The sequence below is a fragment of the Anaerococcus degeneri genome (assembly GCF_017874475.1).
Classification (GTDB): domain Bacteria; phylum Bacillota; class Clostridia; order Tissierellales; family Peptoniphilaceae; genus Anaerococcus; species Anaerococcus degeneri.
The window spans coordinates 267,562-281,949 of sequence record NZ_JAGGLO010000001.1 but is presented as its reverse complement, the minus strand read 5'-3'; the positions used below and the strand labels follow the sequence as shown (position 1 = coordinate 281,949).

The following is a 14,388-nucleotide window of genomic DNA, read 5'->3' as shown; positions in this document are numbered from 1 at the left end:
TATCATACACTTATCTTTACTATCTGTCAATTACTAGATTATAATACCATACTTTTGTGAATATTTGATAAAAATAGAAATTCTACAAAAAAATCCAAAGACCAGACTCGGTCAATGGATTTTATTTTTTTATACAACTATATTTAAAATTTTGCCTGGAACGTAGATTACCTTCCTAAGTTCTTTGTCTTTGATGTAGGTATTTACATTCTTATCAAGGTTGGCAAGGGCTAGGGCTTCGATTTGTGTAGCTGTTTTTGATATTGTAATCTTTCCACGCATCTTACCATTAACTTGAACTGGTAGGTCTACTGTATCAAGACTTAGCTTGTTTTCATCAAAGCTTGGCCAGCTTGTGTCTGTTAGCCTTCCTTCAAAGCCTGCCATTTCCCAAAGCTCTTCTGTTAGGTGAGGAGCTACTGGATTTAATAAAGTAATGTAGGTCTTGAAATCTTTTTTAGTAATTTTTCCAAGAGCTCTCATCTCATTTGAAAGGGTCATAAGTTGAGCTATGGCTGTGTTAAACTTAAGGTTTTCGTAATCTTCGCTTACCTTTTTAATTGTTTGGTTTGTTAGGATTTCTAATTCTTTAGAATAATCATCCCCATCTTCCACTAGGTCTAGAAGGTTATAAACTCTTTCAAGATATTTTCTACAGCCCTTGACTCCCTCATCTGACCATTTTGCAACTGACGAGAAGTCTCCCATGAACATTTCATAAGTCCTAAGTGTATCTGCACCAAAATCTCTGATGATATCATCTGGATTAATTACATTACCACGAGATTTACTCATCTTTTGGCCATCAGGACCTAGAATCATACCGTGGCTTGTCCTCTTCATATAAGGCTCTTTTGTTGGAACTACTCCAATGTCGTATAGGACCTTGTGCCAAAATCTTGAATAGAGTAAGTGGAGAGTAGTATGTTCCATTCCCCCATTGTACCAATCAACAGGTGTGTAATAATCAAGGGCTTCCTTGCTTGCAAGAGCTTCTTTATTATGTGGGTCTACATATCTTAGGTAGTACCAAGAAGATCCTGCCCATTGTGGCATGGTATCTGTCTCTCTTTTTGCAGGTTTTCCGCAGTGAGGACAGGTTGTATTTACAAATTCGTCAATCTTTGCAAGTGGAGATTCACCTGTGGCTGTTGGTGTGTAAGACTCAATTTCAGGTAATTTTACTGGTAGGTCTTTTTCATCTACTGGCACCCAACCGCAGTCATCACAGTAAACCATTGGAATTGGCTCACCCCAATATCTTTGTCTAGAAAATACCCAGTCACGGAGTTTGAAGTTTGTTTTTGCTTTGCCAAGACCCTTTTCTTCTATATATTCAATGGCTTTTTTCTTTGCCTCGCTTGCAGTAAGTCCATTTAGGAAATCAGAATTAATTGAAATTCCTTTTTCAATGTCAGTCACAGGAAGGTCTTCTTCTGAGTCATATACACGGACGATTGGCATATCAAATTTCTTAGCAAATTCAAAGTCACGTTCATCGTGAGCAGGAACTGCCATGATAGCACCTGTACCATAACCCATTAAAACATAGTCAGAAACCCAAATTGGAATTTCTTTTTCATTTAGGGGATTAATTGCGGATAGACCATCAATCATTACACCTGTCTTATCCTTATTTAATTCTGATCTTTCAAAGTCAGATTTAAGACTTGCTTGGTGTTGATATTCTACAATTGCATCGTAGTTTTTAATTTCATCTTTATATTTTTCAAGGATTGGGTGTTCAGGAGATACAACCATGTAAGATACACCAAAAATTGTGTCAGGTCTGGTTGTGTAAACTGTTAGCTTTTCTTCCTTGCCCTTGATTTTGAAATTAACATCTGCACCGTGGCTTCTACCAATCCAGTTGATTTGGCTAGTCTTTATCCTGTCTTCAAAATCAACTCCTTCAAGGTCATCGATTAGCCTATCGGCATAGGCAGTTATCTTTAGCATCCATTGGTTTTTAAGCTTATGCTCAACATCTGCCCCACATCTTTCACACTTGCCGTCAACGACTTCTTCGTTTGCAAGACCAACAAGACAAGATGGACACCAGTTTACTGATGTTTCAGACTTATAGGCAAGACCCATCTTATACATTTGTAGGAAAATCCATTGGGTCCACTTATAATATTCTGGATCTGTTGTATTGATTTCCCTATCCCAATCGAATGAGAAACCAATAGATTCCATTTGTCCCCTAAAGTGGTCGATGTTTTTTTCTGTAATGATAGCAGGGTGGATTTTATTTGCTATAGCATAGTTTTCAGCAGGTAGACCAAAGGCATCCCAACCCATGGTATAGATTACATTTTCACCCTCAAGTCTTCTCTTACGGGCAACTACGTCTATAGCTGTGTATGGACGTGGGTGGCCAACGTGAAGGCCTTGGCCTGATGGATATGGAAATTCTACAAGTGGGTAAAATTTCTTTTTATTAGGGTCTATTTCAGACTTAAAAGTTTTTTCTTCTTTCCATATTTTTTGCCATTTTTTCTCAATGGCATTTGGATTATATTCCCTCATCTTTCCTCCTAATTTTCCCTTGCAAAGGCGTTTACATACCTAGGGTAGGCTATTACGTCTCTGATGTTTTTCATGCCTGTCACATACATCATGGCTCTTTCAAAACCTAGGCCGTATCCTGAGTGGACAACTGTACCAAATCTTCTTAGGTCAAGGTAGTTTTGGTATTCTTCTGGCTTTAAGCCGTTATCAATCATAGATTTTACAAGCTCGTCGTATCTTTCTTCCCTTTGAGAACCACCGATTAATTCTCCAACACCTGGCACAAGCATATCAAAGGCTGCAACAGTTTTGCCGTCGTCGTTTCTCTTCATATAGAAAGCCTTGATGTCTTTTGGATAATCTGTTACAAATACTGGACCACCTACGATTTTTTCTGAAAGGTATCTTTCGTGTTCGGTTTGTAGATCCATGCCCCATTCAACTGGGAATTCAAATTTTTCGCCAGATTCTTTTAGTAATTCGATTGCCTTTGTATAGGTAATTCTTGCAAATTCAGAATCACGAAGCTTTGTTAGTCTTTCAATTAAGCCCTTGTCTATCCATTGGTTGAAAAATTCAATTTCGTCTTTGGCATTTTCTAGGATAAAGTCAATGGCATATTTTATCATATCTTCAGCTGTATCCATGCAAACATTGTAGTCTGCAAATGCCATTTCAGGCTCTAGCATCCAGAATTCTGCAGCATGTCTTGGTGTGTTTGAAACTTCTGCCCTAAAGGTAGGACCGAAAGTATATACATTACCAAATGCAAGGGCATAGTCTTCTGCTTCAAGTTGGCCAGATACGGTCATATATGATTTTTTGCTAAAGAAATCTTTGGTGTAATCGACTTTTCCGTCATCTCTTCTTGGTGGGTCGTTAGGGTCGATTGTTGTTACGTTAAACATCTCGCCTGCACCTTCAGCATCGCTTGCTGTGATGATTGGTGGGTTTACATAAACAAAGTCTCTTTCTTGGAAGAACTTATGAAGACCAAAAGCTAGGATTGAACGAAGTCTAAAAACAGCCCTGTAGGTATTTGTTCTTGGTCTAAGGTGTGGGATAGTTCTCATAAATTCAAAGGTTTGTCTTTGTTTTTGAATTGGGAATTTTTCTGATGATTCGCCTAAAACGGTGACCTTACTTGCTTGGATTTCGTAAGGATTTTTGTTATTACCTGTCCCAACAAATTTTCCTTCTACACATAAAGATGCAGATAGGTGTTGTTTATCAAGTTCGTCATAGTTTTCGATTTCTTTTCCAACTACAACTTGTAGGTTCTTAAAAGTAGAACCATCATTTAGATCGATAAAACCTACGTTTTTGCTAAATCTTGAGTTTCTTATCCAACCTTCGATTTTTACTTCCTTATCAACAAACTTATCAGCTTGTCTCATTAATTCTCTAATCTTCATTTTTGCCTTCCTTTATTTTTTCTAATCTTTCAATCATTTCTTTTTCATAGCCTAAATATTTTGCCTGGTAAAATTTTTCACCAGCGAAATCATCTGGCAAATAATTTGTATCTACATAACCACCGTGATCATGAGGGTATAAGTATTCTTCTGTAATCAGATTTTTGCTTCCAGCGTAATGGCTATCCTTTAATTTGTTTGGTACGGTCTTATCCAGATTTGTCCTTACAAAATCGAGGGCCTTATCTATTGCAAGATAGGTAGAATTTGACTTGACCGCTGCCGCTAGGTAGGTCACGGTTTGGGCAAGAATTATCCTTGCTTCAGGCATGCCTATCTTATTTACAGCCTCAAAAGTCGAATTAGCCAAAACTAAGGCATAGGGATCAGCGTTTGATATATCCTCTGCCGCAAAAATTATCATCCTTCTTGCTATAAATTTTATATCTTCTCCAGAAACTAGCATCTTTGCCAAATAATACAAACTCGCATCTATATCAGAACCTCTCATCGACTTGATAAAGGCCGATATGGTATCATAGTGCCTATCACCATTTTTATCATATACAGCAATTTTTTTACTTGTAGAATTCTCTATAGTTTCAGAGTCTATTTCTATTCTACCATCTTTTTCATTTTCTGAAAATATGGCGATTTCTAAGGCATTTAAAAGGGCTCTCGAATCACCATTTGAATATTTTATTAATTTATCCCTCGCAGATTGGCTTAGGTTTATATTTTTATTTTTTAAAACCTCATCAGTATTTAGGGCAAGGTCAATCAAATCACTAAGGTTTTTTTCTGTAAGTTCTTTTAATTCAAAGACATACATTCTTGAAATCAAGGCCTTGTTTACTTCAAAATAAGGATTTTCCGTTGTTGCACCAATTAATATAATTGTAGCATCCTCCACAAATGGAAGCAGATAATCTTGCTGGCTCTTGTTAAACCTATGGATTTCATCAACAAATAAAATAGTTTTTTTATTTTCGTAGGCTAGGTTATCCTTGGCGATTTGAATTTTTTCCTTTAAGTCTGCAATACCACTTGCCACAGCTGAGACTTCTTCAAAGGCCATGTTGGTTGAATTTGAGATAATCTTTGCTAGAGTTGTCTTGCCAACGCCAGGTGGCCCATAAAAAATCATCGAGTAAATCCTATCAGCCTTAATCATCCTTCTTATGATTTTGCCCTCTCCTACCAAGTGGTCTTGGCCTATGTAGGCATCTAGACTTTTTGGCCTAAGCCTATCTGCAAGAGGTGCAGATTTTTCCATTTCAATTTTCCTATTTAGTTCAAATAAATCCATTTTTCTTCCTTAAAGAAAAAAGATGCTAAGAATTAGCACCTTTATCATCTTTTAAATTTATAATCTCCTCATAGAAGGACTCCAAATCCTTAAATTCCCTATATACAGAAGCAAATCTGACATAGGCTACAGAATCAAGGTCTTTTAGCTCATCCATAACAAGCTCGCCTATATATGTTGAGGTCACTTCTTTATTACCAGTGTGGTTGACTTTGGTTTCGATATTTTTTGCTACTTCTTCTATTTGATCCATAGATACTGGACGTTTTTGGCAGGATTTCACTATCCCTGATATGACCTTTCTTGGGTCAAAGGCTTCTCTAGTATTATCCTTTTTTATAATCATGACTGTAGAATCTTCGTACCTTTCGTAGGTTGAAAATCTCTTGTCACAATCTTCGCAAAGCCTTCTCCTACGGATGGCCCTGTCATCGTCAGTCGACCTTGAGTCAACTACCCTAGTATTGGTTGAGTTGCAATAGGGACATCTCATCTTATTTTAAGAAGTCTGGAAGATCTATATCATCAAAAGGATTTGATGATTTTCTTTGTTGGCTAGGTTGGGAATTTCTTTGTGGAGCTCTTAGTTCATCAGCTCTATTAGTGTTTCTATCATTCCTACGAGATCTAGAACTATTGTCAAAACCTGTTGCTATAACAGTAATCTTGATTTCATCTCCTAGAGATTCATCTTGTCCAACACCAAAGATGATGTTTGCATCAGAGTCAATTGATTCTCTAATTAATTCTGCAGCTTCATTTGCTTCCATTAATCCAACTTCAGCAGCTGTAACGTTAAGTAATACTGCGTTTGCTCCGTCAATGCTTGTTTCAAGAAGTGGAGAATTAACTGCAGCCTTAGCAGCGTCAACAGCTCTATTTTCTCCACTTGCCCTGCCGATTCCCATGTGAGCAATACCTTGATCGCTCATGATTGATTCAACGTCTGCAAAGTCAAGGTTGATTACGTTTGGTACTGCGATTAGCTCTGAAATACCGCTAACTGCATCCATAAGTACTTGGTCAGCCATTTGGAAGGCCTCTACCATTGATGTTCTTTTTTCAACTATTTGTAAAAGTCTATCATTTGGAATAGTGATTAGTGTATCTACATTTTCTTTAAGTTTTTCAATACCTGCTTCTGCTTGAGTTGCTCTTTTTCTACCTTCGAAAGTAAATGGTTTTGTAACTACACCTACAGTTAGGATGTCCATTTCCTTAGCAACTTGAGCTACAATTGGAGCTGCACCTGTACCTGTTCCACCGCCCATACCAGCTGTGATAAATACCATGTCAGCGCCCTTGATTGCTTCTTCAATTTCACCCTTAGATTCTTCTGCTGCTTTTTCTCCAACACTTGGATTTGCACCAGCACCAAGACCTCTAGTTAGTTTTTCACCAATTTGTAGTCTTAAATCTGCGTTTGATTCTTGAAGAGTTTGTAGGTCTGTATTTAGAGCTAAAAACTCTACTCCTGATAGTCCGTTATCTCTCATTCTGCTGATAGCATTGTTGCCACCACCACCAACTCCTATAACTTTAATCTTAGCTAAAGAGTTGTTGTCCATATCAATGTTAATATTTGCCATAAAATCCCCCATTGTTTTTTTCTACTTATTAAGATTATTACTAAAAGACTTCTATTTTACAACCACAAGAGGATTATCTCCATTGTTTAAGTTGATACTTGCAGCTTCTAGTCCCTTGCTTTTAATGTCTTGTAAAATTTTCTCTAGCAATTTAATTTTATAAGAACTATTATTTAAATCGCCAAATTTAACCTCAATATCTTGTATCATTATACCAATATCAAGCTTATTTTCCAAATTTAATTGGCTTATGCTGCCTATCAAAGAGGAAGCTTGTACTTCTTTTATAAAATCTTGACTTGCCTTAGATGAAGTAAAGCTTTGTCCAAGTGTAGTTTCAATTCCCTTAGTCTTTATTTCTATAAGCCTTGCCTCTTTGCTGTAAGGTTTTTTATCAGTCACTAAGCCATTGTTTGTAACTGTGATTTCCTTGCCGTATTTTTTAATCACAAACATAGGAAAATCTTCTTCTACCTTAACTGATAAAATCTTTGGAAAAACCTTCCTCACCTTAGCTGTTTTTATATATTCTAGATTTTCTATATCATCTTCGTACTTAGTTGGATTATATAATAAAATATTTTTACCTAGAGGCGACTTGAGTTTTTTTATAATCTCAGTATCCTCGGTGACCCTATTTCCATTTATGTATATATCCTGGATTTTCATAAAAGGGTGGGTGTAGAGATTGTAAAAAACTCCTAGTAAAAAAGCTAAAACCAAGGAAAAAATAAAAATTTTTGAATTTCCTCTTTCTTCTTCCTTGCTACGTTTTTTTGCTATATACTTTTTATTAAATACCCTAGATCCTTTTTTTATTAACCTATCGTCGTTATTATTTGTCATTTATATTAGCTCTTTGATTTGCTGATAAATTTTATCTAAGGCATCTTCATCAGCAAGGTCGCAAGCTTTCTCCCCCATTTGTTTAATTTTTTCCCTATCTTTTATTATACTCATAATCTCTTTTTTTAGGAGGGCACCCGATAAATCTTTTTCTAAAATCATTAAACTTGCTCCATGGTCGACATAGGTACGGGCATTATATTCCTGGTGGTTTTCAGTTGTGTAGGCTTTTGGAATTAAAATCGAAGGTCTTCCTACTGATGATATTTCAGCAAGGCTCATAGCTCCGCTCGATGCGATTACCAAATCCGAAACCCCGTAAAATAGGTCAATATTATCAATATAAGCAAAGGCTTTTAGGTATTTTGATTTATGAGCTTTTTCTATAAAATCATCGTAAAACCTATTTCCTGTTTGGTGGAGGAGGTAAAATTCTCCATTTAAGTCCTCACTCATTTCAATAACTGCCTTATTTAAAGCAAAGGACCCATTTGATCCGCCAAAGGAAAATACAACTGGAATAGATTTGTCAATGCCTAGTTCATTTAGGTCTTCATCTGTAAATGATAAATCAAAATTATTTCTAACTGGATTTCCTGTAACTACTATATTGTCCTTGTTTTTAAAATGTTTGGCAGCTTCCTTATATGAAATTAAAACCCTGTCGACTTTTTTTGATAAAAACTTAGAAGCCATACCTGGGTAAGAATTTGATTCATGAACTATTGAAGCGATTTTCGCCTTAGATGCCTGGTATAATATCGGTGCGCAAACATAACCGCCTGTTCCAATAACAAGGTCTGGCTTAAAATCTTTGATGATTTTTTTCGCTTCCTTAAAACCCTTAAGGTTTGTAGCTAGGGCTTTAAAAAGTCTTTTATTTATTTTTCTAGGAATGCCCATAGCCTCGATTGCCTTAAATTCATAACCATTTTTTGCGGCAATCTTCTCTTCTGGACCACCTTTAATTCCAACATAAATTATTTGGCTATCTGGATTTTCTTCTCTTATTTTTTGTCCAATGGCAATGGCAGGATAAATATGTCCACCCGTACCACCACCTGATAGTATTACTCTCATTTTTCTTCCAATCTATTTACAAGAGCCTTAAACTCATCTCCCCTTACCTCGTAGGACTTATACATATCCCAAGAAGCACTAGCTGGAGAAAGTAAGACCACATCGCCCTTCTCGCCGTTTTCATAGGCTGTAACAATGGCTTCCTTCATGTCTTCTACTAATATATATTTAATCTGGTATTTTTCGCACAAGGTCCTTAATTTTTCCTTAGTTGCTCCCATTAAGACCATGACCTTGCCATTTTTCTTAAAGGCTTTAACAAAATCAGTGTAGTCAATATGTTTATCATAGCCGCCTGCAATTATAAGTATCGGTCTATCAAAGCTTTCAATTGCTTTTACAGAGCTATCCACATTTGTTCCCTTAGAATCATTGTAAAAATCAATCCCTGAGAGAGTTCTGACATATTCAAGTCTATGAGAAATTGACTTGAAAGTTTTAATTGCCTTGACAATATCAACTAAATCTAGGCCATATAAATAAGTTAGCAAAATCGCAGCCATAACATTTTCGTAATTGTGTTTTCCAATTACAGATAAGTCTCTAACATCAAGGATTTCCCCTATATTGCAACCGCCATTTCTAAAGCAGATTTTATTGTTATCGAGGAAAAGACCCCTATCTACAATATTTTGGCTTGAAAACTCATAAACTTGAGCCTTAAAATCTTCCAAGTGGCTCTGGCTTATTTCATCTTCGTGATTTATTACAAGATAATCTCTTTCATCTTGATTTGCCGCAAGTTTTAATTTGCTATTTATATAATCTTCAAAAGATCCATGCCAATCTATGTGATCTTCCTTGATGTTTAAAATTGCTCCAATGTGTGGTTTATAAGTCTGTGTATCATGAAGCTGGAAGGAAGAGAGTTCTTCTACAAAGACCCCTTTCTTATCATACATCTGCCACAAAATTCCCTCGCCGATATTTCCTACGGCGTAAGCAGGATGGCCACACTCATTTAAAATATGAGTGACCATAGAAGTTGTAGAAGTCTTTCCATTTGTGCCCGTAATTGCAATTTTTTCCTTTTCCGAGAAAAGTCTTTGACTAGCTTCTATGTCAGAAATAATTTCATTATCTTTTTCTAAAATTTTCACGATATCATCACTGGGCTTGATCCCAGGTGATTTTAAAACAAAATCGTATTTGCTAAAATTCGAATCAGAAATAGGGCTATAATTATAGCCCTCAAGTTCATTTATATTTTTTTTATTTTTATCATAGGTGTAAACTTCGAAACCCAGTTTATCTAAAGCCTTAACTGAAGAAATTCCTGTTACACCAAGTCCGTAAACTAAAACTTTTTTCATAGTATTGCCACCAAAGTAATTAGACATAGGATTGTAGACAAAATCATAAATCCTACTACAATTTTTTGCTCCTTATAACCCTTTAATTCAAAATGATGGTGGATAGGTGTCATAAGAAATACTCTTTTCTTATTCCTATACCTATAAGAAATTACCTGGATAATTACAGATAAGGTCTCCATCACATATACTCCTCCAAATATCACAAGATATATTGGAATTTTTAGGTTAATGGCAAGGGCCACTACAGCTCCACCAATAGCCATCGATCCAGTGTCTCCCATAAAAACGCTAGCTGGGTTTGAATTGTAGATCAAAAATCCTAGAATCGCACCTAGCATAATTATAGCAAACAATTTATTTGTCCCAGATCCCGCAAGAATTGCAAGACTTATAAAAACCGGAATAGACACACTTACCAAGAGTCCATCAAGACCGTCAGTTAGGTTTGTGGCGTTTGAAGTTCCTACAATTATGAAAATCATTATAGGAAATCCAAGGACTGACACTGGTAGGTAGGTAGTTGTAAATGGTATTAAAAGTTTTGTTATAGATTCTTTGTCGTTAAAATATGCAAGGACTGCTATTAAGGCTGCTAAAACAAATTGTAAAACCAATTTTTGTTTAGGTTTAAGGCCTTCAGATTGGTGGAGAACAAGTTTTCTAAAATCATCAATAAAACCAATAGCTCCAAATCCCAGCATAGAAATAACTAAGATCAAAGTTTCTAGATTTTTTGGTAAGATAATTAGACTCAAAACAAAGGCGACTATTATAAATATAATCCCGCCCATGGTAGGTGTGCCTGCCTTAGCCATATGGCTTTGAGGCCCTACTTCTCTAATGTTTTGTCCAATTTTCTTTCTTTTAAGCATGGGAATTATGACTTTTCCAAGTCCCATACTCAAAAAAATGCCAATAATAGTTATTAAATATATATTGTCCATAATAATTCCTAACGGCAGTTAATTATTTTTATCATTTTTATAAACCATGCCCATTTCTTCAATAGCATATCTTTGAATCCTGTTTAGGTCAATTGCCTCATCAAGATTATCTTGAAGTCTATTTCTTTGGAGCTCATAGCTTACAATTTCTGCCTGTAGTCTATTATACTCAAATCTGTCATTTGACAAGTTTCTTCTCTTAATAATTAAAAGAGTTGCCAAAGTAGTTATAAAGGCAAATACCAAAAAAGAAACGGCGTATTTTACTCTCCTATCTCTTTTTCTAAGCTTATCTACCTGATATGACCTCATAACTTTTGGTTTTTCCTTAACCCTAAGTCTGACACGATTTTTGTTATTATTTTTTACTAATCTTTTTTCAAAACGTTCAGCCATATCATATCCTTTGACATACTCTTAATTTTGCAGGTTTTGACCTAGAATTTGCTTTTAGCTCATCAGCCTTAGCTGTAATTGGCTTTTTGGTAATAATTTTTACCTTAGCTTCGTGGTTACATACACAGACTGGAATTTCTGGCGGGCAAGTACACCCTGTTGCCAGATCCTTAAATTTATTTTTAACTATCCTATCTTCTAAAGAATGGAAAGTAATTATCGCTAGTCTGCCATCTTTATCAATAAAATCTATTATTGTGTCGATTGCCTTTGTTAGGACATCAAGCTCCCTATTAACTTCGATTCGTAGGGCTTGAAATACTCTTTTCTCAGGATGGGCTTCTGAAAATCTCGCAGATTTCATAACAATATTTCGGAGTTTGAAAGTGGTATTAATTCTTTCGTTTGCGCGAGCTTTTACAATATTTCTAGCTATGGCTTTAGAAAATCTTTCCTCGCCGTAGTCAAAAAATATTCTAGAAAGCTCATCCTGGGAGTATTCATTGACAATTATTTCTGCTGTTAACTCATTTTGCCTATTCATTCTCATATCAAGAGGTCCATCGTGCATATAGGAAAATCCACGCTCTGGATTGTCTATTTGATAAGAGCTGACGCCAATGTCCATTAGAGCACCATCAATTTTATTAAAACCTGCCTCAGTTAAAACCTTGCCTATGTTTTCAAAATTAGTATTAAAAAATACCTTGTTATCATAGTCCTTTAGGTTTTCTGAAGCCGCTTCAATGGCAGCTTTGTCTTGGTCTATGCCTATTAATAGTCCCTTTGGGGAAAGATTTTCTAAAATTAATTTAGAATGACCTCCCTTGCCTAGGGTCAAATCTGCATAAATGCCGTCAGGTTTTATATTTAAATTTTCTATACATTCCCTATAGAGAACTGGTGTATGTTCAAATTTCATATTATTCATCCATAATATCGGACAAATTCACCTCGACTTCATTTATATATTCATCCCAGATATCCTTATCCCATATTTCTATGGTTGTGTTATTGCCAATAATCATGGCCTCATCTGAGATTCCGGCATAATCCTTCAAAGATTTGTTGATCAAAATCCTCCCTTGCTTATCAAGGTTGACTTTGACAGTGGATGAGAAAAATAGCCTTTTTATAGCACGATTTTTCTTATTTTCGTAAGCTAGTTGGTCAAGGGCGGCTGATCTTTTCTGAAATTCTTCCTCTGTATAAACAATAAGAGACTTTTCTGGTCCCTTAGTTAGGTAGAAATATCCGTCAAGACCTTCCCTAAAGTCACTAGGCATCATTATTCTGTTCTTGTTATCCAATTTATGGATGTATTCACCTAGGAACATTTCGTACCACCTTTTACCACTATCTTCCACTTCAATTATATTTTATCCTATTTAGCAGAAAAAAGCAAACAAAAAGACCGGTTTTTATAACCGGTCGATATCTTTATATTATTTAAATTTGATAATCTTATCTTCTTTAACCATTTTCTTTTCTTTATAAAAATGTGGTGGGAGATTTTCCCTCTTGGCATAAATTAATAAACAAACTCCTACAATCATAAATACAATTGATACAAGCTGAGCTGTTCTTAGGCCAAATACATATAGGGAATCAGTCCTTAAACCCTCTACAAAAAATCTCACAATGCCATAAGCTAGGAAGTATATTCCTGAAATAAAACCCTTAGACGGATTCTTCTTTCTATAGATAACCAAGAATAAAAATATCAAAAAGTCCCCAAAGGATTCATAAAAAAATGTTGGATGGACCTTGACCCCATCTATGATAATTCCCCATGGGAGATCTGTTGGATAGCCGTGGGCTTCGGCGTTGGCAAAGTTCCCCCAACGTCCAACCGCCTGTGCAAAGGCAAGAGATGGAGAAAGTATATCTGTAAGGTCAATCATTGGTATTTCACGCCTTTTACTAAATATATATAGGGCGATTAAGCCAAAGATAATCCCTCCTTGGATGGCAAGACCTCCCCCCCTAATGTCAATAATTTCATTTGGGTGGGCACCATAGTAGTCCCATTCAAAAATCACATACCAAATCCTTGCACCAATTACTCCTACAGGAAGGATGGCAAAGAGGATATCGTCAACAATATCTGCCTTATAGCCCCTTCTTTCGAATTCTTTTTTTGCGAAAATCGCTGAAACAAGGATGCCTGTGACAATTATTATCCCATACCAATAGACATCTAAGCCAAATATTGTAAAGGCAACCCTATTTATGTCAAATTCCATCCTAGTCCTCGCTTGGGCTAGCCCAGTTGTTGTAGACTTCTTGAACGTCGTCATTATCTTCAAGAGCGTCCACTAATTTAAATAGTTTTTCGTGGTGGCTTGGGTCTACTTCAATTTCATTTGCGAGATAAGAAATATTAGCGCTTTCAATCTTATAACCCATATCCCTTAGTTTATCAAGAGTATCATTAAAATCTGCCACTTCTGTAAGAGCTTCGTAATAACCTTCTTCAAGTTCTTTTATGTCGCTTGCTCCTGCTTCTAAGGCATCCATCATAAAATCATCGAGGTCCTTACTTTCGCCGTTTACAATAATTTCTCCCTTTTTTTCAAAAAGGAACATTACAGATCCGTCTGTTCCGAGGTTACCGCCATTCTTATCAAAAATATGTCTAATATCAGGGGCAGTCCTATTTTTATTATCTGTTAGGCAGTCAACTATAAAGGCAACCCCGCCTGGACCGTAGCCTTCGTAGATAACTCTCTCATAATTATCCCCACCTGCTTCGCCGCTTGCCTTTTTAATGGCCCTATCTATGTTGTCATTTGGCATATTATCAGCTTTTGCCATTTCAATTGCAGTCTTAAGGCTGGCATTATATTCAGGATCTAGTCCACCTTCCCTAGCTGCTACAGTGATATTTCTAGCGTGCTTGGTGAATATTTTACCTTTTTTTGCATCTTCGCTGCCTTTTTTGTTTTTGATTTTACTCCACTTATTATGTCCAGACAT

At 36.1% G+C, this 14,388-nt stretch carries 14 protein-coding genes; all 14 read right to left on the bottom strand.

Features of this window, described 5'->3' with window-relative positions; translation table 11 throughout:
* Positions 1-129: 129 nt before the first annotated feature.
* Positions 130-2,532 carry a leucine--tRNA ligase gene (gene leuS, locus J2Z38_RS01305; RefSeq protein ID WP_209771494.1) on the bottom strand — a complete coding sequence of 801 codons (2,403 nt, stop codon included), beginning with the start codon at positions 2,530-2,532 and terminating at the stop codon, positions 130-132.
* An 8-nt stretch (positions 2,533-2,540) separates the two neighbouring features.
* Positions 2,541-3,929, bottom strand: a complete 1,389-nt coding sequence (gene asnS, locus J2Z38_RS01300; protein ID WP_209771491.1) for an asparagine--tRNA ligase — start codon at positions 3,927-3,929, stop codon at positions 2,541-2,543.
* Entirely contained in the window at positions 3,919-5,238 is a 1,320-nt protein-coding gene (locus J2Z38_RS01295) for a replication-associated recombination protein A (protein ID WP_209771489.1), read from the bottom strand. The genes asnS and J2Z38_RS01295 overlap by 11 nt, the downstream gene beginning before the upstream one ends.
* 25 nt (positions 5,239-5,263) lie before the next feature.
* A complete protein-coding gene (gene nrdR, locus J2Z38_RS01290) occupies positions 5,264-5,731 on the bottom strand; it encodes a transcriptional regulator NrdR (protein ID WP_209771487.1) in 468 nt (155 codons plus the stop codon).
* Position 5,732: 1 nt separating this feature from the next.
* Positions 5,733-6,827, bottom strand: a complete 1,095-nt coding sequence (gene ftsZ / locus J2Z38_RS01285) for a cell division protein FtsZ (protein WP_209771485.1) — start codon at positions 6,825-6,827, stop codon at positions 5,733-5,735.
* A 51-nt stretch (positions 6,828-6,878) separates the two neighbouring features.
* Entirely contained in the window at positions 6,879-7,673 is a 795-nt protein-coding gene (locus tag J2Z38_RS01280; RefSeq protein WP_209771483.1) for a cell division protein FtsQ/DivIB, read from the bottom strand.
* On the bottom strand, positions 7,674-8,753 hold the full coding sequence (gene murG / locus J2Z38_RS01275) for an undecaprenyldiphospho-muramoylpentapeptide beta-N-acetylglucosaminyltransferase (protein WP_209771481.1): 1,080 nt from the start codon (positions 8,751-8,753) through the stop codon (positions 7,674-7,676). It abuts the gene before it with no gap.
* On the bottom strand, positions 8,750-10,066 hold the full coding sequence (gene murD / locus J2Z38_RS01270; RefSeq protein WP_209771479.1) for a UDP-N-acetylmuramoyl-L-alanine--D-glutamate ligase: 1,317 nt from the start codon (positions 10,064-10,066) through the stop codon (positions 8,750-8,752). Before murD ends, murG begins: the two co-directional genes overlap by 4 nt.
* Entirely contained in the window at positions 10,063-11,013 is a 951-nt protein-coding gene (mraY, locus tag J2Z38_RS01265) for a phospho-N-acetylmuramoyl-pentapeptide-transferase (protein WP_209771477.1), read from the bottom strand. Before mraY ends, murD begins: the two co-directional genes overlap by 4 nt.
* Positions 11,014-11,031: 18 nt before the next feature.
* The gene (locus J2Z38_RS01260) at positions 11,032-11,409 is read right to left on the bottom strand and encodes a hypothetical protein (RefSeq protein WP_209771475.1); all 378 of its coding nucleotides are present in this window, start codon (positions 11,407-11,409) and stop codon (positions 11,032-11,034) included.
* 1 nt (position 11,410) lies between these two features.
* The gene (rsmH, locus tag J2Z38_RS01255; protein WP_209771472.1) at positions 11,411-12,331 is read right to left on the bottom strand and encodes a 16S rRNA (cytosine(1402)-N(4))-methyltransferase RsmH; all 921 of its coding nucleotides are present in this window, start codon (positions 12,329-12,331) and stop codon (positions 11,411-11,413) included.
* A gap of 1 nt (position 12,332) precedes the next feature.
* Positions 12,333-12,746 carry a division/cell wall cluster transcriptional repressor MraZ gene (gene mraZ, locus J2Z38_RS01250; protein WP_209771470.1) on the bottom strand — a complete coding sequence of 138 codons (414 nt, stop codon included), beginning with the start codon at positions 12,744-12,746 and terminating at the stop codon, positions 12,333-12,335.
* A 108-nt stretch (positions 12,747-12,854) separates the two neighbouring features.
* Positions 12,855-13,655, bottom strand: coding sequence for a prolipoprotein diacylglyceryl transferase (gene lgt, locus J2Z38_RS01245; protein WP_209771468.1), 801 nt, complete (start codon positions 13,653-13,655; stop codon positions 12,855-12,857).
* A gap of 1 nt (position 13,656) precedes the next feature.
* Positions 13,657-14,388, bottom strand: coding sequence for a YebC/PmpR family DNA-binding transcriptional regulator (locus J2Z38_RS01240; RefSeq protein WP_209771466.1), 732 nt, complete (start codon positions 14,386-14,388; stop codon positions 13,657-13,659).

What these genes read in the sequence shown, in the direction of transcription:
- leuS (WP_209771494.1), bottom strand. Translation starts at nt 2,532, where the DNA reads ATGAGGGAATATAATCCAAATGCCATTGAGAAAAAATGGCAAAAAATA.
- mraZ (WP_209771470.1), bottom strand. Translation starts at nt 12,746, where the DNA reads ATGTTCCTAGGTGAATACATCCATAAATTGGATAACAAGAACAGAATA.
- asnS (WP_209771491.1), bottom strand. Translation starts at nt 3,929, where the DNA reads ATGAAGATTAGAGAATTAATGAGACAAGCTGATAAGTTTGTTGATAAG.
- rsmH (WP_209771472.1), bottom strand. Translation starts at nt 12,331, where the DNA reads ATGAAATTTGAACATACACCAGTTCTCTATAGGGAATGTATAGAAAAT.
- murD (WP_209771479.1), bottom strand. Translation starts at nt 10,066, where the DNA reads ATGAAAAAAGTTTTAGTTTACGGACTTGGTGTAACAGGAATTTCTTCA.
- J2Z38_RS01260 (WP_209771475.1), bottom strand. Translation starts at nt 11,409, where the DNA reads ATGGCTGAACGTTTTGAAAAAAGATTAGTAAAAAATAATAACAAAAAT.
- mraY (WP_209771477.1), bottom strand. Translation starts at nt 11,013, where the DNA reads ATGGACAATATATATTTAATAACTATTATTGGCATTTTTTTGAGTATG.
- murG (WP_209771481.1), bottom strand. Translation starts at nt 8,753, where the DNA reads ATGAGAGTAATACTATCAGGTGGTGGTACGGGTGGACATATTTATCCT.
- J2Z38_RS01240 (WP_209771466.1), bottom strand. Translation starts at nt 14,388, where the DNA reads ATGTCTGGACATAATAAGTGGAGTAAAATCAAAAACAAAAAAGGCAGC.
- nrdR (WP_209771487.1), bottom strand. Translation starts at nt 5,731, where the DNA reads ATGAGATGTCCCTATTGCAACTCAACCAATACTAGGGTAGTTGACTCA.
- lgt (WP_209771468.1), bottom strand. Translation starts at nt 13,655, where the DNA reads ATGGAATTTGACATAAATAGGGTTGCCTTTACAATATTTGGCTTAGAT.
- ftsZ (WP_209771485.1), bottom strand. Translation starts at nt 6,827, where the DNA reads ATGGCAAATATTAACATTGATATGGACAACAACTCTTTAGCTAAGATT.
- J2Z38_RS01295 (WP_209771489.1), bottom strand. Translation starts at nt 5,238, where the DNA reads ATGGATTTATTTGAACTAAATAGGAAAATTGAAATGGAAAAATCTGCA.
- J2Z38_RS01280 (WP_209771483.1), bottom strand. Translation starts at nt 7,673, where the DNA reads ATGACAAATAATAACGACGATAGGTTAATAAAAAAAGGATCTAGGGTA.